Source organism: Mesonia sp. HuA40 (assembly GCF_008017835.1).
Taxonomy (GTDB): domain Bacteria; phylum Bacteroidota; class Bacteroidia; order Flavobacteriales; family Flavobacteriaceae; genus Mesonia.
In genome coordinates, this window is the sequence record NZ_VRLT01000029.1 from 162,155 (window position 1) to 182,105 (window position 19,951).

19 protein-coding genes and 1 tRNA gene are annotated in these 19,951 nt (G+C 33.4%); 9 read left to right on the forward strand and 11 right to left on the reverse strand.

The window, feature by feature from the left end; translation table 11 throughout:
* Positions 1-7: 7 nt before the first annotated feature.
* Together ybeY and FT993_RS07020 are read right to left on the reverse strand one after the other, a co-directional pair.
* A complete protein-coding gene (ybeY, locus tag FT993_RS07015) occupies positions 8-427 on the reverse strand; it encodes an rRNA maturation RNase YbeY (protein WP_147861831.1) in 420 nt (139 codons plus the stop codon).
* Positions 414-3,842, reverse strand: coding sequence for a hypothetical protein (locus FT993_RS07020; protein ID WP_147861832.1), 3,429 nt, complete (start codon positions 3,840-3,842; stop codon positions 414-416). The genes ybeY and FT993_RS07020 overlap by 14 nt, the downstream gene beginning before the upstream one ends.
* 129 nt (positions 3,843-3,971) lie before the next feature.
* Here FT993_RS07020 and gltX point away from each other — a divergent pair, with 129 nt between their 5' ends.
* Complete coding sequence (gene gltX, locus FT993_RS07025) at positions 3,972-5,495, forward strand: glutamate--tRNA ligase (RefSeq protein ID WP_147861833.1); 1,524 nt, start codon at positions 3,972-3,974, stop codon at positions 5,493-5,495.
* 64 nt (positions 5,496-5,559) lie between these two features.
* Here gltX and FT993_RS07030 read toward each other — a convergent pair whose 3' ends face one another.
* Entirely contained in the window at positions 5,560-6,231 is a 672-nt protein-coding gene (locus FT993_RS07030; RefSeq protein WP_147861834.1) for a hypothetical protein, read from the reverse strand.
* Between the two features lie 55 nt (positions 6,232-6,286).
* On the opposite strand from FT993_RS07030, the gene FT993_RS07035 reads away from it, so the two are divergent.
* A complete protein-coding gene (locus tag FT993_RS07035) occupies positions 6,287-7,252 on the forward strand; it encodes an SPFH domain-containing protein (RefSeq protein ID WP_147861835.1) in 966 nt (321 codons plus the stop codon).
* A gap of 61 nt (positions 7,253-7,313) precedes the next feature.
* On the opposite strand, the gene FT993_RS07040 is transcribed toward FT993_RS07035, so the two are convergent.
* The 4 genes from FT993_RS07040 to FT993_RS07055 form a co-directional block, all read right to left on the reverse strand.
* Positions 7,314-7,520, reverse strand: coding sequence for a DUF6327 family protein (locus FT993_RS07040; protein WP_147861836.1), 207 nt, complete (start codon positions 7,518-7,520; stop codon positions 7,314-7,316).
* Positions 7,517-7,936 carry a phage holin family protein gene (locus tag FT993_RS07045; protein WP_147861837.1) on the reverse strand — a complete coding sequence of 140 codons (420 nt, stop codon included), beginning with the start codon at positions 7,934-7,936 and terminating at the stop codon, positions 7,517-7,519. Before FT993_RS07045 ends, FT993_RS07040 begins: the two co-directional genes overlap by 4 nt.
* 2 nt (positions 7,937-7,938) lie before the next feature.
* Positions 7,939-8,292, reverse strand: coding sequence for a YtxH domain-containing protein (locus tag FT993_RS07050; protein ID WP_147861838.1), 354 nt, complete (start codon positions 8,290-8,292; stop codon positions 7,939-7,941).
* A gap of 100 nt (positions 8,293-8,392) precedes the next feature.
* Positions 8,393-10,072: a glutamine--tRNA ligase/YqeY domain fusion protein gene (locus FT993_RS07055; RefSeq protein WP_147861839.1), complete on the reverse strand. Its 1,680-nt coding sequence runs from the start codon at positions 10,070-10,072 to the stop codon at positions 8,393-8,395.
* Between the two features lie 88 nt (positions 10,073-10,160).
* On the opposite strand from FT993_RS07055, the gene FT993_RS12510 reads away from it, so the two are divergent.
* The 3 genes from FT993_RS12510 to FT993_RS07065 all read left to right on the forward strand — a co-directional run bounded on the left by FT993_RS12510 (position 10,161) and on the right by FT993_RS07065 (position 11,119).
* Positions 10,161-10,292, forward strand: a complete 132-nt coding sequence (locus FT993_RS12510; RefSeq protein WP_255504442.1) for a hypothetical protein — start codon at positions 10,161-10,163, stop codon at positions 10,290-10,292.
* 352 nt (positions 10,293-10,644) lie between these two features.
* Positions 10,645-11,001, forward strand: a complete 357-nt coding sequence (gene folB, locus FT993_RS07060; RefSeq protein ID WP_147861840.1) for a dihydroneopterin aldolase — start codon at positions 10,645-10,647, stop codon at positions 10,999-11,001.
* Between the two features lie 47 nt (positions 11,002-11,048).
* Positions 11,049-11,119: transfer RNA gene (locus FT993_RS07065), tRNA-Cys, on the forward strand.
* Positions 11,120-11,169: 50 nt separating this feature from the next.
* On the opposite strand, the gene FT993_RS07070 is transcribed toward FT993_RS07065, so the two are convergent.
* From FT993_RS07070 to rnr, 3 genes are read right to left on the reverse strand one after another with little or no spacing between them, the layout of a single operon-like run.
* Entirely contained in the window at positions 11,170-11,853 is a 684-nt protein-coding gene (locus tag FT993_RS07070) for a LysE family translocator (RefSeq protein WP_147861841.1), read from the reverse strand.
* A gap of 40 nt (positions 11,854-11,893) precedes the next feature.
* Complete coding sequence (locus FT993_RS07075) at positions 11,894-12,574, reverse strand: head GIN domain-containing protein (RefSeq protein ID WP_187240775.1); 681 nt, start codon at positions 12,572-12,574, stop codon at positions 11,894-11,896.
* Between the two features lie 10 nt (positions 12,575-12,584).
* A complete protein-coding gene (gene rnr / locus FT993_RS07080) occupies positions 12,585-14,777 on the reverse strand; it encodes a ribonuclease R (RefSeq protein WP_147861843.1) in 2,193 nt (730 codons plus the stop codon).
* Between the two features lie 883 nt (positions 14,778-15,660).
* Between rnr and rpiB the strand changes: the two genes are divergently transcribed.
* The 4 genes from rpiB to FT993_RS07100 all read left to right on the forward strand — a co-directional run bounded on the left by rpiB (position 15,661) and on the right by FT993_RS07100 (position 19,102).
* Complete coding sequence (gene rpiB, locus FT993_RS07085; RefSeq protein WP_147861844.1) at positions 15,661-16,092, forward strand: ribose 5-phosphate isomerase B; 432 nt, start codon at positions 15,661-15,663, stop codon at positions 16,090-16,092.
* Between the two features lies 1 nt (position 16,093).
* The gene (locus FT993_RS07090; protein WP_147861845.1) at positions 16,094-16,999 is read left to right on the forward strand and encodes a cation diffusion facilitator family transporter; all 906 of its coding nucleotides are present in this window, start codon (positions 16,094-16,096) and stop codon (positions 16,997-16,999) included.
* 2 nt (positions 17,000-17,001) lie between these two features.
* Positions 17,002-17,451: a GNAT family N-acetyltransferase gene (locus FT993_RS07095; RefSeq protein WP_147861846.1), complete on the forward strand. Its 450-nt coding sequence runs from the start codon at positions 17,002-17,004 to the stop codon at positions 17,449-17,451.
* Positions 17,452-17,557: 106 nt separating this feature from the next.
* The gene (locus FT993_RS07100; protein ID WP_147861847.1) at positions 17,558-19,102 is read left to right on the forward strand and encodes a SulP family inorganic anion transporter; all 1,545 of its coding nucleotides are present in this window, start codon (positions 17,558-17,560) and stop codon (positions 19,100-19,102) included.
* A 3-nt stretch (positions 19,103-19,105) separates the two neighbouring features.
* Here the strand turns inward: FT993_RS07100 and FT993_RS07105 are convergent, their stop codons facing one another.
* Entirely contained in the window at positions 19,106-19,951 is an 846-nt protein-coding gene (locus tag FT993_RS07105; protein ID WP_147861848.1) for a DUF1853 family protein, read from the reverse strand.

The window sequence follows — 19,951 nt, forward strand, 5'->3', positions numbered from 1 at the left end:
AACGCTTTTAATGTTCCACGTGGAACATGTCAATTTTTTCATTCTCTTTTTCACGCATTATTCTCTTTTCAGCATCGGTCGCATCACTATAACCACATAAATGTAAAATCCCGTGAGCCATAACCCGTTTAAGTTCATTTTCAAAACTAACCCCAAATTTTTCAGCATTCTCTTTTACTCGATCGGTAGAAATATATATATCTGAAAACAACTCTCTACCCACCTTATAATCAAAGGTAATAATATCGGTATAGGTATCATGACTAAGATATTCCTGATTAATTTTAAGTAAAAATTCGTCATCGCAAAAAACATAATTGATTTCGCCTAGGCGATGCTTTTCGGATAGAATAATTTGATTTATCCAGCGTTCATATTCCTGTGGTGCGGGAAGCTGAAAATCGTTTTCGTTATTAAAATGAATCATTGGTATTCTTAAAATAAGTACGTACTTTTTCTTCGTATTTTGGTTGCAAAGGTAAGCTTTGTCGATTTAAAATATCATCCATTTGAAAATATTCTTTGGCCTTTAAGGGAAGCCTGCTTTGGTCATTAACAAATTCCTTTTTATTCGTTTTAGCCGTTCGCCTATTCTCTTGTTCTTGTTCTAACAAAGCTCCTTTAATTTGTATTAATTGATGTTGAATATCGCGCATTCTTTTTCCGGTTTCCTCGGTATAGCCTTGAGTTAAAATCTTCTTCTCAACTTCTTGCATTTTCCTTAGTAATTGATTCGTCTCTTTACCCATATTAAAAGACTCTAGAACATCTTGTAATTGAAAACGCAGTGCTTGTTGTTGTTTGTAAATTTCGAAAATTTCCTTACTCATTTCTTCAGAATCGCCCATAATTCCAGACTTTCCGTCTTTTCCCTGCTTAGTATTAGATTGTCCGGACTCGCCCTGTGCGCCTGCTCCTTCTTGTTCACCTTTTTGACCCTCTTGCCCGTTCTGCCCCTGTTTACCTATTTGCTTGGAACCGGGTTTGTTTCCTTCTTTATTACCTAGTTCTCCTTGTTTTTTAATAATGGTTTCTAATTGAAATTCTCCGTCTTGACCCTTGCCTTGTCCAGGTTTCGGTTTTCCTTGACCCGATTTACCCTGACCCATCATTTGCATAGCCGACTGCATTTGGTCTAAACTTTGAGCTAACATATTAGCCAAATCATTTGCTCCCTTAAACACGTATTGCTGGTTCGCAGTAGCATAATTCACCTCATTTTCGGCCAAACGAGATAAAGCTATATCTATATTAGAATTTATACTCGTTATCACTTCATCTATTTTAGGTGAAATCATGGGGTTTCTGCTGGCCAATGCAAATAAACTATCGTCTATATGTTTAAAATTTTCTTTTAGCTTCTGCTGTGTTCTAATTCCCTTTAATAAGGCGTTTTGAACATTAAATTCTTCAGATTGCTGTATTAATTCCTCTTGACTAAAACTAAACCGTAATAAATTATGCAATAGCCTTTCTAACATTGCTGCATCTTCCTGCATTTGCTCCTGAGCACCACTCTGCATCATTTGCTGCATTTTCTGACCCATTCTTTGCATTTTTTGGGCGGCCTCACGTTGTTTCTTTTGGGCTTTACTTTGATTACTATTCTGTTGGGATTGCTCCTGATTTTCTTTATTCTCTTTCTGTTCTTCTAAAATATTCTTGGCTTCTTCTTGATCTTTTTTAATAGATCGTTCTAACACTTCAGAACGTTCTAATTTTAATGGCTTAATCAAGGCCTTATTCTCTTTATGCAATTGATCAATGTTTTTCTGCCATTCTTCAAATTCAACATTTAACTCCTCTTGCCTCTCGCCTGTATTCTCTTCTTTTTTATAGCTTAATTCATTTTGTTTATCGGCTAATTCCTTCAAATCGGCAGCTAATTGTTCGGCTTTTTGCTCTACGTAAAAGCGTTTGGTTAATTCCAATAACTCCGCTAGCTTTTTTTGTTGAGTCAGGTTGTTTTGACCCAATTTTTCCATCTTTTCATCTAAACGGTCTTTACGGATTTTATCTTGGTATTTTTCTAATTCTTTCAATAACTTATCATCCTTCTCACGGTCTTTATTCACTTCGTTTAAGCGCTCTTTTAAGGCTTCTTTTAGCAAGGAATTTTTTTCATTTTTATTCAATTCTTTTTCAAGTGATTTAGCAAACTTCTCCATCATTTCATTTTGTTGTTTTTCCCTTTCCGCTAAATCCTTCAATCTTTGCTTATCTTGATAGCTTAATTGAGCTTTTTCTCTTTGATCATCTTTCAGATTATTCAAATTAACTTGCTGTTTTTGCATTTCGTTTAAGGATTCACTCATTCCCGATATCGCTTGCTTTTGTTCCGTTAAGGACTGTTTTTCCTTCTCTTTATCAGATTGTACCCTATAGTTATAAACTTCACTCCTTGCTCTTTTAAAACCGTTTACTTCATCGTTATCTTTAACTTCAAAATAAAATTGATAAGCCGTTCCAGGTGTTAAGTCCAATCCATTAGGGAAGTCATAATAGAACTCGGCAAAGTTCTCTCCGGTAAAGGCAATAGGAATAGCTTTTATCTCTTCTCTTTGGCTTATAGGATATATAACCAGCGCCAATTGGGTCAAACCATGATCATCTTGAATACTGCCTTTAAAATACCAAATATCTGTTTCTAAACTGTCTATTTGTCGTTGCATCTTAATCCGCGGAAGCTCATCTTTGACAACCTCAATCTTATAATTCATTCTTTCATATGCCTCTATAAAAGCATTACTGGTAAAGACCTCATAAGATAAAGCCGCTTTAATATTTCTTTTATTAAAATGAAAAAGATGAGCATCATTAGCCAAAGAAACAACAGTATCTTTGGTCTTTAAACCAACATTTTCTGTATTCTCCGTTTTTAGCAGCCATTTTACGTTAGTACCTTCTGGTACTTTAGCATTTCCCGTTCCATTTATCGTTTCATCCAATCTATTTAAATATGCAGGGTATTGCAACTGCATTTTAAAATCGATTAACTTGGGTACCGGACGCACCAGCAAGTCATAAGTTTTTGAATAAAAACCATTGGCTCCGAGTTTAAACGATAAATTCTCTGTAAGATTATCAAAATGAAATGTAAAGGTATTTTGATCTATTTTTTTTAGTAGTTGTTTTTTATCTTTAACTAATAAATGAACTGATTCTGGCAAAAACTTACCGTGCACTTTAACTTCTAAAGTAAAACTCTCTTTTTCAAAATGTTGTAACTGATTTTTATCTATGCTAAATTCAAAAGGTGCTGGTGGGGTAAATTCTTGGTTATACTGCACTACCCTGGCATAGCTTTGATTGAATGAATCTAGAGAATCTGTAACATAGATTATTGTAAAAATAAGGGCGGGCAAAATAGCCCACTTAGCGTAACTTAAACTACTTTTAAAACTAATAGCCTGTTGAAATGGTATTGGCTTAAGTTCAATTGCTTTTTGCTCTATACTAGCAATCAATAACTTAGAGTCCTCTTTGCTTAATTTATTTTGTAACTGCAGAAGATTGAGCAGTTTATCATCTACTTCGGTAAAGTGTTTTCCTATTAATCGAGAAGCCTCTTCGTAGCTAATTCCTTGACGAATCCTAAATAGTTGAAGTAAAGGAATACCTACTAATTTAAACAATAAAATAGCTTCGACACCTATAAAAATCCAAAATAAAAACTTCCGTATAAACGGATTTAACCAAAGTGTATATTCTAAAAAAACAACACCTAAAAAATAAAGGATTCCAATACTAAAGAACAATAAAATTCCCTTTATCAATTCATTGGTATAATACCGCCTAATAAATTGAGTCAGTTTCTTTTCAATTACCCTAAAGTGCTCCATTGTTACCTATACTTATAACGTATAAAAATATATTTTTTTCATGACATGCACTAGGCTTTTAACGCACAAGTATGCTCGAGCATTTCTTAAAATCAATATAGGTTGTATCTTTGCCAAAAAATAAAAGCTATGTCAAACCACGTAAGAGTAAGATTTGCACCCAGCCCAACAGGCCCTTTACATATTGGCGGTGTGCGAACGGCACTATATAACTATTTATTTGCTAAAAAACACCAAGGTGAATTCATATTACGCATAGAAGATACCGATCAAAATAGATTTGTACCTGGCGCAGAAGACTATATTATTGAGGCATTGAATTGGCTCAACATTCCTTATGACGAAGGGCCTAAAAAAGAAAAAAATGTTGGTCCCTACCGCCAAAGCGAACGCAAATCGATGTACAAGGAATATGCCGAGCTTTTAATACAACAAAATAAGGCGTATTACGCTTTTGACACTGCCGAAGAATTAACCGAAGCGAGAGCGATAGCCGAGTCAAAAAAAGAAACCTTCATTTATAATTGGAGCAATAGACAATCACTCAAAAATTCGCTTTCTATGCCAGCCGACGAAGTTCGGCAAAAATTAGAAGCGGGCGATCCTTATGTAATTCGGTTTAAAACACCAGAGGATGAAACCTTACAGCTAACCGATGAAATTCGCGGAGAGATACAAGTAAATACAAAAGTATTAGACGATAAAGTACTTTTTAAAAGTGATGGCATGCCCACCTACCATCTCGCCAATATTGTAGATGATTATTTAATGCAAATTACACATGTAATTCGTGGTGAAGAATGGTTACCGTCTTTAGCGCTTCACGTATTATTATACCGAGCTTTTGGTTGGAAAGCTCCTAAATTTGCTCATTTACCTTTAATTTTAAAACCTACAGGTAAGGGGAAATTGAGTAAACGCGATGGAGACAAAATGGGATTCCCCGTATTTCCGTTACGTTGGAAAGACCCTAAAACCGGTGAGTATTTTAATGGCTATCGTGAAGATGGTTATTTACCAGAAGCGGTAATAAATATGCTGGCCTTTTTAGGTTGGAATGAAGGTGAAGGTTCTGAAAAAGAATTATACCAACTAGAAGAATTGGTTAAAGCCTTTAGTTTATCTCACGTATCTAAGTCTGGTGCCAAATTTGATCCAGATAAAGCCAAATGGTTTCAGCATCATTACTTACAAAAACAAACTACTGAAAAATTAGCTGAAGATTTTCAAAGAATACTCTTGCAAAAAGGAATTGAAGCCGATTTGTCTACGATTGAAAATGTAGTCAATGAAGTAAAAGAACGCGCTACTTTTGTTCAAGATTTTTGGGACTTAAGTCATTATTATTTTCAGGCTCCAGTCGAATTTAACGCAAAAGCTTCTAAAAAGGCTTGGAAACAAGATACACCTGTTTTGATGCAAGAGCTTATTGAGTTATTGAAAAGAACAGAGGCAGAAAAACAAGAAGAATTACAAACTGAAATAAAGGCATTCATTACTGATAAAGGCATTGGCTTTGGAAAGATTATGCAACCTTTACGCTTAAGCCTAGTGGGAGATATGATGGGTCCAGAAGTATTCCATATTTTGGCTTTTATAGGAAAAGAAGAAGCTATTGATCGCATTCAATTTGCTATTCAACAACTAAAATAAATTCCTACTACTCTATTCTCATAGCTCTTTTAAAAAACTGAATCAAGTTTTTTAAAGGAGCTATTTAATTAATGAAAAATACTAAGCCTGCAGTAATAGTACTCCCGTTGGCTTTAAAATCCTTATCAGGGTTTTGTTGGTCTTTGCTTGGAGCCATAAAATTGGAAAGACCATATTGGTAATTGAGAAACACTTGTATGTTTTTTAATCCCATCATAATTCCGCCTTGAGCGATAAAATTAAAACGATTAACTTCTTTAAATTCTGTAATACTTAAGCTGGGTTGAGCAACCAATTGATGATTTTTGTAGCGGTTGTCATAATCTAATTTTGAGTTGAACTGTACTGCTGGACCTGCAAAAATACTTAAGTGGTTGGCTATTAAACTGTAGTTAAAAGAAAAATGTATTTGACCTGCTAAAAATTCGTTTTTTACGTTTTCTTTCCTTCCTAAAAGATCAATAGCTTCTACAGAAAAATATTGTTTGTAAATATCAATTCCATAAAGAAATCCTGCATGTTCACTTAGATCAGTTTTAAAAATAAGTCCTACATTAAAGCCGAGCTCGTCTTGGGTTTCAAATTGATTTCCCTGTAAACCAAAGTAATTTAAACCAATTTTAAGTCCTAATTTATCGGTAGATTGGGAGATTGAATCTTTTGGTTTTTCTATGTTTTCTTGACTATAAAACACTGCTGAAGAAAACAAGAAAAAGGCAAATAAAAATTTTTTCATAGGTTAAAGTAAAAGAAAATAAACTTATATTTAACTAAATTAAAAAATTATTACAATGGGAACATTTTTACTAGGCTTTTTATTCTTTTTCGGATTAATAATTCTTATTTCCGGAATATTCACCGTAAAACAACAAAGCGCTGCAATTGTTGAACGTTTTGGTAAATTTTTGAGCGTAAGAAACTCTGGTTTACAAATAAAAATACCTGTAATTGATAGAATTGCAGGAAGAATTAATTTAAAAATACAGCAGCTAGATGTAATTGTAGAAACCAAAACAAAAGATGATGTTTTTGTATTATTAAAAATATCGGTACAATTTCAAGTTATACGCGATAGAGTTTATGATGCCTTCTATAAGTTAGAAAATCCGCAAAATCAAATCACTTCTTATGTTTTTGATGTAGTGCGTGCAGAGGTACCAAAGATGAAGTTAGACGATGTTTTTGAAAGAAAAGATGATATTGCCATTGCCGTAAAAGGTGAACTAAATGATGCTATGGTTGAATATGGTTATGATATCATTAAAACCTTAGTAACCGATATTGATCCTGATGTTAAAGTAAAAGAGGCTATGAACCGTATTAACGCTTCTGAACGCGAAAAGGTAGCAGCTGAGTATGAAGCTGAAGCTGATAGAATTAAAATTGTTGCTAAGGCACGCGCAGAGGCCGAAAGTAAACGTTTGCAAGGTCAAGGTATAGCCGATCAAAGAAGAGAGATAGCACGTGGTTTAGAGGAGTCTGTAGACGTGCTAAATAATGTAGGAATAAATTCGCAAGAAGCTTCGGCTTTGATTGTGGTTACTCAACATTATGATACCTTACAATCTATAGGTGGTGAAACCAATACCAACTTGATTTTATTACCTAATTCACCTCAAGCAGGTAGCGATATGTTAAATAATATGATTGCTTCTTTTGTAGCCTCGAACCAAATTGGTGAAAAAATGAAGGAACAGAATAAAGCCAAAGGGATTACCAATAAAAAACGAGATAAAAATCAAGACAACGAAAATTAAATCTCAAAAAAAAACCGATTGAAAATTTTCAATCGGTTTTTTCTTATTTTAACGGATCAGCCTATCTACCTAAAAGTTTACTAGCCGCCTTTATAATAAAAGCTCTTTTAACTACCGCAGAGAATAAAGAAGTAACCAAAGATACGGGTGAAAGATCTTCTTTAATTTCGTTGACACTGAGCTTAACTTTTTCTTTATCAATCTGTGTCTGTAATTTTAAAATTTTAAGATCCTCGTCTATTTGATTATAATCGGTATAAATTCTCATAGCTCTTTTTCGTTAGTTTGACTCAATTCCTTTTCTAATGCTTGATCAACTGTTTGTTTTAAATTATCGTCATTAAAAAACTCTTTAGATAATTTTTTAAGAATCAATTTATCAAAGAGGTTTTTTCCTAGGGTTAGAAAATAAAGTACCACAAGGGCGTAAAAAGCCGCAACAATAAAATAACCAAGACTTAGAGCACCCATACTTTCTCCAATTAGTATAGCTACAGCCACAGAGAAAAAAGATAAAAAAAGTAGACCAATACCACCTACCACCAGCAATTTAACCAGCATAGCGGATGTTCTACTCATTTTTTTAAAAATATCTAATTTATAGTAAGCAATCTGGCTCTCTATATAATTCTTAATATTTTCGTTGAGTTCATTAATATGATCAGATAAATGGTTTACCCCCATAATTAGGCGTTGGCTTTTTTACCTCCTACTTCTTTTTGAAGCTGAGCATTTTTTTTGCGCAATTCTTCTAATTTAGCTTCCATAGCAACCAAAATATCATCGGCTTTATAACTAGCAGAAGACAATGTTTCTTCTAGGCGAGTTTCAAAATTAGTTTTAGCTTTTTGAGCAGATTCACTTAAATTCTTAGAAGTTTCCTCTAATTGCTTATCTAGTTTTGCTTTAGCTTTTTTGGCCTCTTTATTTATCTTTTTACGGGTGTTTACCCCTTTATCTGGTGCGTAAAGTAAACCTAAGCCTGCTCCTATCGCTGCTCCTGTAAGTAATGCTAAAATGGTATTTCCTGTATTTGCCATGATGATTAGATTTAAAATTTATAATTGCTCAAATTTAACAGAAAACCCATCATTTATGTGTTAATGATGGGTTAATAGTTTAAAATTTATTATAAATTATTTACTTATCAATCTTAGCCCAAGAGTCTCGTAAACCAACCGTTTTATTAAAAATCAATTGGTTTTCTGAACTATCTTGATCAACACAAAAATAACCTATGCGTTGAAATTGATAATGCTCTAGTTCTTTTGCCTTTTGAAGCGCCGGCTCTACATATCCCGTAATTTTCTCTAAAGACTTAGGATTTATAAATTCTAAAAAGTCTTTTTCTTTATGAGCATCTGGAGTGGCATCGGTAAAAAGTCTATCATACAATCGAATTTCGGCTGGTACCGCATGTTCTATAGAAACCCAATGTAAAGTACCTTTAACCTTTCGTTTTGATTCTGGCGTACCGCTACCGCTTCTACTTTTTGGATCATACGTACAATGCACCTCTACAATTTCTCCATTCTCGTCTTTAATTGCTTCGTTGGCCTGAATGATGTAAGCACTTTTTAAACGCACTTCTTTGCCCAATTTTAACCTAAAGAATTTACGGTTAGCTTCTTCTCTAAAATCTTCCTTTTCGATGTAAATTTCACGAGAAAAAGGTATAGTACGTGTTCCTGCTTGTTCATCTTCTGGATTATTCTCTGTTTCTAACCATTCTTCTTTCGCTTCATCATAGTTGGTAATAACTAATTTCAAAGGATCTAGAACACCCATTACACGAGTTGCGGTTTTGTTAAGATCTTCTCGAGCGCAAAATTCTAAATGGCTCATATCAATTACATTTTCGCGCTTACCTACTCCTATAGTTTCGGCAAATTTTCGAATGGAGTTAGGTGTATATCCGCGACGACGCAAACCAGAAATAGTAGGCATACGAGGATCATCCCAGGCCGTAACAATACCCTTTTCTACCAATTGGGCTAATTTACGCTTACTTACTACTGTATGACTTAAATTTCTACGAGCAAATTCTCTCTGCTTTGGTACAAAATCATTGGTTGTACTGATTTGTTGTAAGAACCAATTGTATAATTCTCTGTGCGGAAGAAACTCAAGCGTACAAAAAGAATGCGAAATTTCTTCTATAAAATCGCTTTCACCATGCGCCCAATCGTACATAGGATAAATCTTCCAAGCATCTCCAGTACGGTGGTGTGGTTTATGTAGTGTTCTGTACATAACGGGATCGCGCATAAGCATATTTGGACTAGCCATATCTATTTTAGCGCGTAATACGTGCTCGCCCTCTTTGGTTTTACCATTTTTCATGGCTTCAAAAAGTTCTAAATTCTCCTCTACACTACGCTCCCTATATGGACTCGCAGTACCCGCTTGGGTTGGGGTTCCTTTTTGTTGCGCCATAGCTTCAGATGTCTGACTATCTACATAAGCTTTACCGGCCTTAATAAGCTTTACCGCCCAATCATACAATTGCTGAAAATAGTCTGATGCATAGCATTCCTTTTCCCATTTAAAACCCAACCACTCTACATCTTTTCTTATGGCATTTACATAAGCGCTTTCTTCTTTAATGGGATTGGTATCATCAAACCGTAGATTTACGGGTGCATTGTAACGTAAACCTAACCCAAAATTTAGATTGATGGATGAGGCATGACCTATGTGAAGATAACCATTTGGCTCAGGTGGAAAACGAAATTTTAACTCCTCCTTTTTATATCCGTTTTGAAGATCTTCTTCTATGATTTGCTCTATGAAATTCAATGATTTTTTTTCTTCTGTCATAATCTTTAAAATGATAAGTAGCAAAGTTATCAAAAATTAAAACGTACTAGATTGTTCTCATGAAAGTATTTTAAAAATTTAGTCTTTAATGCCTTCACTTGTTTTAGACCGATTATATTTTGGAACTAAATTACTTGTAGATTACCTATTGGTAGTTGATAGTTTAATTAAACCCAAAGATATTGAGGTAAGCTATTCGATTGTTTTAGATCTTTTGTAATAGGCTATTGGATATAGTATTAATATAAGCATTACTATTGTAAATATTATCCAATCGATTATATGGTAATGACTATATTCTTGATCTTTTATAAAAACATATAATCCATATAAATTAAATGGTGTTATAATTAAATTAAATAAAATATAAATGTGAATTTATTAAAAAGTAATTTATCTAACGCCTCATTAATTTTCATAAAATGGCTTCTAATTTATTATCCAAAATAATTTAAAATACAAATATTCTAAAAAAAACATCATCCTAACTGGAAGAACATTCTTTAAAAGAATAATTTCATTTAAAAATAAGTTGAAAAAATAAATGCTTGTATCTTCGTAAAAAAAATATTGTGGGGATTATAAAATTAAATAACATTCGCGTTTACGCACATCACGGGTGTTTAACAGAAGAAGGTAAAATAGGGAGCGATTATAGAGTAGATTTAAAAGTGAAAGCAGATTTAGCTCCATCCGCTTTAAGCGATGAACTTAGCGATACCGTAGATTATGTTCATTTAAACAAAATTGTAAAAGAAGAAATGGCCATTCGTTCTAAATTATTAGAACACGTGGCTCAACGTATTTTAGACCGTATTTTTACTGATTTAAAACAAGTTACTAAAGCAGAAGTAAGTGTAGCTAAAGTAAATCCGCCACTTGGTGGTGATGTAGCATCGGTAAGTATCACTTTAAAGGCTAAACGATAATTTGTTTTTATAGATTTTTTTTCATTACATTTGCACTGCAATGATAAGGTGCCGTGGCCGAGTGGCTAGGCAGTGGTCTGCAACACCATCTACAGCGGTTCGAATCCGCTCGGCACCTCAAAAAAAAAAGCAACAATTTAAATTGTTGCTTTTTTTGTTTTCATTTAATTATTCTTGCGGTAAAGTATATTCAACATCCTTTTCAAAGCTATTGAGCTCCTCGGGGAAAATACCTCTACCCACCAGAACCAGCCCAAAAACTATAATGAGTAAACTTATTATCTTTTTGATAGAAATTATTCTTTTTGGGGTTAATTTATGATTCAATCTTTTGGCTAATAGAATCTTTAACAAATCAACCACAAAATAACTCAATAATACACTGGCAAAGAAAACCAATAATTTATCGGGTTGCATATCTAATTGGGGACCAAAAATTATGATTAATCCCAGCCAAAATCCCAACACGCCAATATTTACAAAGTTGAGTAGAAATCCTTTTGCAAAAAGCCCAGCAATATCACTCTTTTTTAATTGGCGTACCTCATTATCATTATGTGTATTTACTGCTTTTTTACCTTTTATATAGGTAATTAATCCATAGGTAATAAGAATACCTCCGCCAAAAATAAAAAGAGCAGGATCATCTTTAATACTATTTAAAAGTTTACTGGTACTAAAATAGGCAATGCATAGAAAGACAATATCAGCTACAATTACGCCTATATCAAAAGATATAGCCGCTCTAAATCCTTTTAAAGCTGCTGTTTCGAGTAAAACAAAAAAAACGGGACCTAATAAAAAAGCTAAAAAAAAGCCTAAGGGTATCGCTTTCAAAATAATATCTATCATACTTGCAAGCATCTATCTTGTACAAAGGTAAGCAACTGATTTATTTTAAAGAGATGCTTCCGCCAAAGCTTGCCTTTTTATTCAGGCTTTTGGGTTTGCCATAAATTAGAATATTACCTCCAGTACTGGCTTTTGCGTCACAGGCTTCTGTGGCATGTACGCGCGCCAATCCTCCAGCATTAATTTCTACAGTAGTTTTTTTGCTTATTAAACCCTGGCCATCATATTCTCCACCTGTTCTTACTTTAACTATCTGGTCTTCTGCTAAACCTTTGGCAGTTAAAATTCCGCCAGTTACCGCTTTCAATCTTAAAGTTTTTACATCAACATCTACTACTTTTATTTCACTACCTTCTTGTACTTTTAGATGCAGCTCTGGCTGATTTATTTTCTCTGCATAGATATAAGCGCCTTCATTAGCATCTAAAATCACAGGATTTTTAGCATAGACATCTATTTGTATATCCTCATCTTCCCAAAGATTTTTTAAGGTCGATTTAATTTTTAAAACTCCTTCTTCTACAAATATTGAAATATCATCTGGATTTCCCGCATTTATTTCAACTCGATTGGTTTCTGCTATTTTTACTTGTACGTGAATTTTACTAAAAACTTTTATCTCTTTGAATTCATCTACTTCAAATTTTTTTTGGGCCTTTAGAATTTGAGGATTCAGCGTCGCCAACAATAAAATAACAAATACTCCTATTACATTTTTCATATTAATTGAATTAAGATTCGGCATGACCTAATAAGTGAAAATCAAGATGTCTTTTAATTACATCGGCTTCTTTAACTTTTACCAAAACATCATCTCCTAATTGATACACATTTTTAGAATTTCTCCCAACCACAGCAAAATTTTCTGGGTCATAATCGTAGTGGTCATCATTTAAATCGCGCAAGCGCACCATTCCTTCACATTTATTCTCTTGTACTTCAATATAAATACCCCATTCGGTTACACCAGAAATAACGCCTAAAAAGGTTTCGTCTTGGTGGTTTTTCATAAACTTTACTTGCATATATTTGATTGAATCGCGTTCTGCTTGTGTGGCAAAATTCTCCATGTCGCTACAATGATTGCATCGATCTTCATAAACTTCATCGTCTGGACTAGGTTTTTGATCTAAATAATGCTGCAATAAACGATGTGCCATAATATCTGGGTAACGTCTAATAGGGGAAGTAAAGTGACTATATGCATCAAAAGCTAAGCCGTAGTGACCGATGTTTTTTGTACTATAATAAGCCTTACTCATACTTCTAATGGTAAGCGTATCAACCAGATTTTGTTCTTTTTTACCTTGTACTTCTTCTAGCAATCCGTTTAAGGAATTAGAAATAGCTTTAGGACTACTCAAATTAAGTTTGTAACCAAATTTAGCGACTAAAGTCTCTAAAGAAGCTAATTTTTCATCGTTAGGTTCATCGTGGCAGCGGTATATAAAAGTTTTCTTTGGTTCTTGTTTAGCGATAAATTCGGCTACTTTTTTATTGGCCAACAACATGAATTCTTCAATTAATTTATTGGCGTCTTTCGCGGTTTTGAAAAATACACCTAAAGGTTCATTATCTTCATCTAAATTGAATTTAACTTCAACTTTATCAAAAGAAATCGCACCCGATTGCATACGTTTTTTACGTAAAATTTTAGCTAATTTGTCTAGACTCAATATCGCTTCCACCACCCTTGAATCGGCTTCATAGCTTTCGCCTTCAATTGCAATCTCTGCCGGTATATTAGCCTGTTTAGTTTCAATAATATGCTGTGCCTCTTCATAAGCAAAACGGGCGTCGCTATAGGTGACCGTTCTTCCGAACCATTGATTAATTACTTTGGCTTGTGCATTGAGTTCAAAAATAGCCGAAAAAGTAAATTTTTCCTCGTGAGGTCGCAAAGAACAAGCTTTATTTGATAAAATTTCTGGTAACATGGGAATTACACGGTCAACTAAATAAATAGAAGTAGCCCTTTCGTATGCTTCATCATCTAAAGGGGTATTGGGTTGTACATAATGCGAAACATCGGCAATATGAATCCCTATTTCTACATTTCCATTTTCAAGAGTTCTAAAACTCAAAGCATCATCAAAGTCTTTGGCATCTTTAGGATCTATAGTAAAAGTTAGCACCTCACGTAAATCTCTTCTTTTACTAATTTCTTGTTGGGTGATACTTGTATCTAGCTGTTGTGCAAATCTTTCTACTTCTTCCGGAAATTCAGACGCAATATCATTCGTGGCTAAAATACCCTTCATTTCTGTTTCGTGTTCTCCGGGTTTACCCAAAACTTCTATGATTTTCCCTAGTGGTGAATCTCCTTTCTTCTTCCATTCTTGAAGTTCAACCAAAACCAACATTCCATTTTCTGCTTTATCCAGTTGATCTTTGCCTATAAAAATATCGGTATACATTTTAGGATCATTTACTACAACGAAGCCAAAATTCTCTTGTTTGGTCAAGGTACCTACAAATTTTGTTTTATTGCGTTTAACAATTTCAACCACTTCACCTTCGCTCCTTCTATTTCTTCTTTTGTTATAGATATAAATTTTTACCAAATCTCCATCTAAAGCTTTGTTAAGCTGATTATTGGGCACAAAAACATCATTGTCTTCATTTTCGAGCACAATATAAGCATCACCCTTTGAAGTCATGTCAACTACACCCTGGTAATAATTATGCTGTAAATTGATTTGAAATTTTCCTCGATCAACAGCTAGAATATCTTTTTTCCCAGCTAATTGATTGAGTTTTTTAATGATTTGATTTCTACCTGAAGCATCATTTACCTTTAACTTAGCCGCAATTTGCTTGTAATTAAAAGTTTTTTCAGGATGTTCACGCAAAATGCTTAAAATCTTTTGAGATAGATTATTTATTTTATTTTGAGAGGATTTTTTCTTTTTTCTTTTTGTCATAGTATCTATTTACTTGGATAAAAGTAAAGTATATAAACGAATGCTAAGAATATTTTATATAAACTTTTGTATTCAAAGATAAAAAACAATTAAATGCCTCAACTTTACGTAAAAATAACTAATAGTTAAACTCTTAACAATGTTAAATAAATGCAAAAAAATTGTATTTTTGAGGTATACATTATAAACAATCAATTTTTGATGTCTAAAAGTAAAAAATATCTTTTCTTATTTATTCTCATTTTTATTTTGGGCTATCTAAGTATTTTCTTTTCGATTAATGCCATTTTCTAAATAGGTAGTTTTAGTCTATCTCTTTTTTTTTAAGTTTAATTCGGGTTCTTTTTCTCTTTAGCCAACTTATCAACATTCTATTGTATTATTATTTTCTTCTTATTTAAATTTAAAAAAAAATGATGATTATTATTGTTTGTGAATAGCGGTATAATTTTACATATCATTTTTTTGAATTATCATTAAACACAAAACTTAAACTAAATTCCTTGCATTTGTTAATAGTAAAATATTGATTTATATAGTTTTCGACTCACTTGTTAACAGTTGTTAATAAGTAAAATAACAATAGAATGTTTATTAAAGATTTTGAAAAAACATGTTGATAAGTGTGAAATTATAGCCTAAAACTTTTTCTAAAAAATAAATAACTTTACTTGACTTTGATAATTAAACGCTCATATTGAAATAATAATGGAATAACCAAAAATAAGTTTTAAGAAAATATTAGCACTTATCAACAAAAAAGGTGAATTATTAATTGCTTTAAGCTGAAGTGTTTATCATTTTTAATTAACACACCTGTAAATAGTCATTCTGGTTGAAAAACTTCATACCTTTGCCTCTATCAACAACACAAAATTTTATTATGACCATCGCAATTGGAAACGATCATGCCGGTACGGCATACAAAAAAGCTATTGTTAAGCATTTAGAGAATAAAGGAATAAAAGTAATTAATCATGGTACAGACCACGAAGAGAGTGTAGATTATCCAGATTTTATTCACCCTGTTGCTCAATCGGTAAGTGAGCAAAAGGTAGATTTAGGAATAATTATTTGCGGAAGCGGTAATGGTGCTGCTATGACCGCTAATAAACATGCAGACGTGAGATGCGCTTTATGTTGGACTAAAGAAATAGTTGCTCTAGCTCGAGCACATAATGATGCTAATATATTAAGTATTCCTGCTCGTTTTACCAGTCTACCGCAAGTAATTGAAATGGTAGACACTTATTTAAGTACTCAATTTGAAGGCGGAAGACATCAAAACCGGGTAAATAAAATCGCTTGCCAATAATATGAGTCACCACCACGATCATAAGCATCCAGAACTTTCAGGTAAGAATTTAAAAATATCTATTTTTTTAAATATACTCATAACCATTTCACAGGTTATAGGAGGCCTTATAAGCGGTAGCCTCGCTTTATTATCTGATGCTTTACATAATTTTACAGACGTGGTGAGTCTTATTATAAGTTTTTGGGCCAACAAAATGGCTTCAAAAAGTGCCTCTTTTAGTAAAACATTCGGGTATAAAAGGGCAGAAATTATTGCAGCATTTGTTAATGCCGCTAGCCTTATGGTTATTTCTATCCTTTTAATAAAAGAATCTATAGATCGATTTTTAAATCCGCAAAGCATAGATTCTACTATAGTAATCGTGTTGGCCGCAGTGGCCATTTTAGGTAATGGGTTTAGTGTTTTACTGATGAAAAAAGACAGTAAAGCAAATATGAATATGAAATCGGCATATCTTCATTTATTAACTGATATGTTAGCTTCTGTAGCGGTATTATTAGGAGGTTTATTAATGCGTTTTTACGGATTTTATTGGATAGATAGTTTGCTTACTGCCGGTATTGCAGTTTACTTAATTGTAATGGGTTATGATTTATTAAAATCCTCTTTTAATATTTTGATGCTCTTTACCCCAGAATCCATTCGAACAGAAGATTTAGTAAAAACAGCTTGTAGTTTAACCGAAATAAAAAACATGCATCACGTGCATATTTGGTCACTAAATGAAACCGAAATTCATCTCGAAGCTCATCTTGATTTTCATCACGATATTTCGCTTTCAAGTTTTAATGAAATATTAGAAAAACTAAAAGTATTACTGAACCAAAAATACGGTATTAATCATTTTAATCTTCAACCAGAATTTAATAAGGAGGATACCAAAGAAATAATTGTACAAGACTAAATATGCTTATTACCTTTTATCAAAAAACTTTCAATCAACTTTCTTTAAATCAGCTGTATGCGCTTGCAAAACTTCGCGCTGATGTTTTTGTTCTCGAACAAAATTGTTTGTATCCAGATCTAGATAATAAAGATCAACAGGCTTTGCATATACTTGGTTATAAAGATAATGAATTGGTAGCTTATGCTCGTTGTTTTAAACCCGGACTTTATTTTACTGAAGCTAGTATTGGCAGGGTTTTGGTTGCAAAAAACCAACGTAAAAAAGCTTTTGGACAACAACTTATGCACCACGCCATAAAGGCAATAGCATCACACTACTCTACCTCCTCTATTCGAATCTCAGCACAGCTTTATTTATTAGAATTTTATACCTTCTTAGGATTTGTGAAAACAGGAGACTCTTACTTAGAAGATGGGATACCGCATATCAATATGCTTTACTATAAATAGCTTAAGCTATATAGACCCATAAAGTCATCTATTTTTTCTACTTTTGCAAGCTATTTTAAAAAACGAGCTTTCAGGTTGATTTTCAAGTGATAAAGCCCATTACCTTATGAAAAAAGTACTCAATTTATTTGACTTTAAGCAAAAAGTAAATTATAGAACAGAAATATTAGCCGGTTTAACCGTAGCTATGACAATGATTCCAGAATCGCTGTCTTTCGCCATTTTAGCAGATTTCCCTCCGCTAGTGGGTTTATATGCGGCTTTTATAATGGGATTAATTACCGCCATTTTTGGAGGTAGACCAGGTATGGTTTCTGGCGGTGCTGGGGCTACCGTAGTGGTATTAATCGCATTAATGCAATCGCATGGCTTAGAATACGTTTTTGGAGCGGTAGCTATTGCAGGTATTATACAAATTTTGGTAGGGCTTTTTAAACTAGGTAAATTCATTCGGTTGGTTCCACAACCCGTTATGTTTGGATTTGTAAATGGTTTAGCGGTGATTATTTTTATGTCTCAGCTAGAGCAATTCAAAATTAAAATGAATGGAGAGTATACTTGGCTTACAGGAACACCATTTTTAATTATGGCTGGTCTTACCGCATTAACCATAGGTATTATCCTAATTTTACCAAAAATAACAAAAGCTGTTCCTGCTTCTTTAGTAGCTATTTTGGTTGTTTTTATATTGGTACTAGTCTTCAATATAGATACTAAACAGGTTGTAGATATTGCCTCAGTAAGCGGTAGTTTGCCTCCATTTCATATTCCTGACATTCCATTTACCTTAGAAACGCTTAAGATAATTTTGCCCTATGGCCTAATAATGGCGGCAGTAGGTTTAACCGAAGGACTTCTAACTTTAAACCTTGTAGATGAAATTACCAATAGCAAAGGAAATAGCAATAGGGAGTGCTTAGCGCAGGGTGCTGCCAATATTACCAACGGTTTTTTCTTTGGAATGGGAGGTTGCCCTATGATTGCGCAAACTCTAGTAAATTTATCCTCCGGATCTAGAGCAAGATTATCGGGTATTGTGGCGGCCTTAACCATATTAGTAATAATATTAGTGGGAGCTCCTGTAATAGAATTAATACCAATGGCGGCTTTAACTGGCGTTATGATTATGGTGGCTTTTGGTACTTTTGAATGGGCAAGTTTTAAAGCACTTTCAAAAATGCCTAAACACGATATATTTGTTATGCTCGTGGTAACTTTTATAACCATTATTTTGCATAATTTAGCCTTAGCTGTACTTATTGGTGTTATTATATCGGCATTGGTATTTGCTTGGGAAAGCGCTAAACGAATACGTGCTCGAAAATATGTAGATGAAAAGGGAGTGAAACATTATGAATTGTACGGACCTTTATTTTTTGGTTCGACCACGGCTTTTACGAGTAAATTTGATGTAGAAAATGATCCCGATGAAGTGATTATTGATTTCGCCGAAAGTAGAATTGCAGATATGAGTGCCATCGATGCCGTTAACAAACTAACCAAACGCTATTTAAAACAAGGTAAAAAAATACACCTCAAACATTTAAGTCCAGATTGTAGAAGACTTTTACATAATGCAGAGAAAATTATACAAGTGAATATTATTGAGGACCCCTCTTATACCGTAATGGGAAGTAGCAAAGTAAGTTAATTTCTAACCGATAGGCCACCAAACTACAAAAATAAGCTCGATCAAATCGAGCTTATTTTTTACCCATAAGTAAGATGATTTCTTATTTTGAGCAAGAAAGTCAACTTCTTCTAATTGTTTGTTGTAATCTACCCAATTCACATCTAAATGAGGAGATATACTCCAGTCTTTTTTAAAGGGAGAATAATAAAATTTATCTCTAAAATACGTATCACTTGTAAAGCTATTTAAATCTACGTAAGTACCCGAAATACAGTTAGGATTTAAATAAGGTAAAATGGACTTATTATATCCTTTTGGTAAGAAAAGATGGGCTTTAAAGTGAGCATATTGATTCTTAATTTGGTTGGGGTTAATACCCAATTTTTTTAAAAAATACTGAACGCTATGATTTTGTAAAAGCGGAAGCTGATGATTTTTTAAATGATCTAATTTCCGTAATAAGGAATCTTTTCGGTTAGCTCCCACCCAAGCTTCAAGCGGATTTTGAATACGGGTATCAAGTAAATAAAATTTATATACTAGCTCCACGTGCAAAAAATCACCAGAACTTAAATCTTTCAGTAAAAAATCAATCTCGCCTAAGGTTATTTTATCCTCTATTATTTGCAGGTTGCTACCCAACATATCATAGCGGTTAGATTTATTTATTTCGGCCTCAAAAAATGCTTCAGCACGTTTACCTAAAACTAATTTATCGGGCAGTGATGCTAATTCTTCAGCTTGTATAGGGTTTTCTTTAGTGGGAAGTTTAAAAAAATCTATTCCGTAAAAGGAATCTGGTAAAATTAAATGATGAGTTTTTTGATAACCCAAGAATTGTAATTGATTTTTATACCTCTCGCGCAT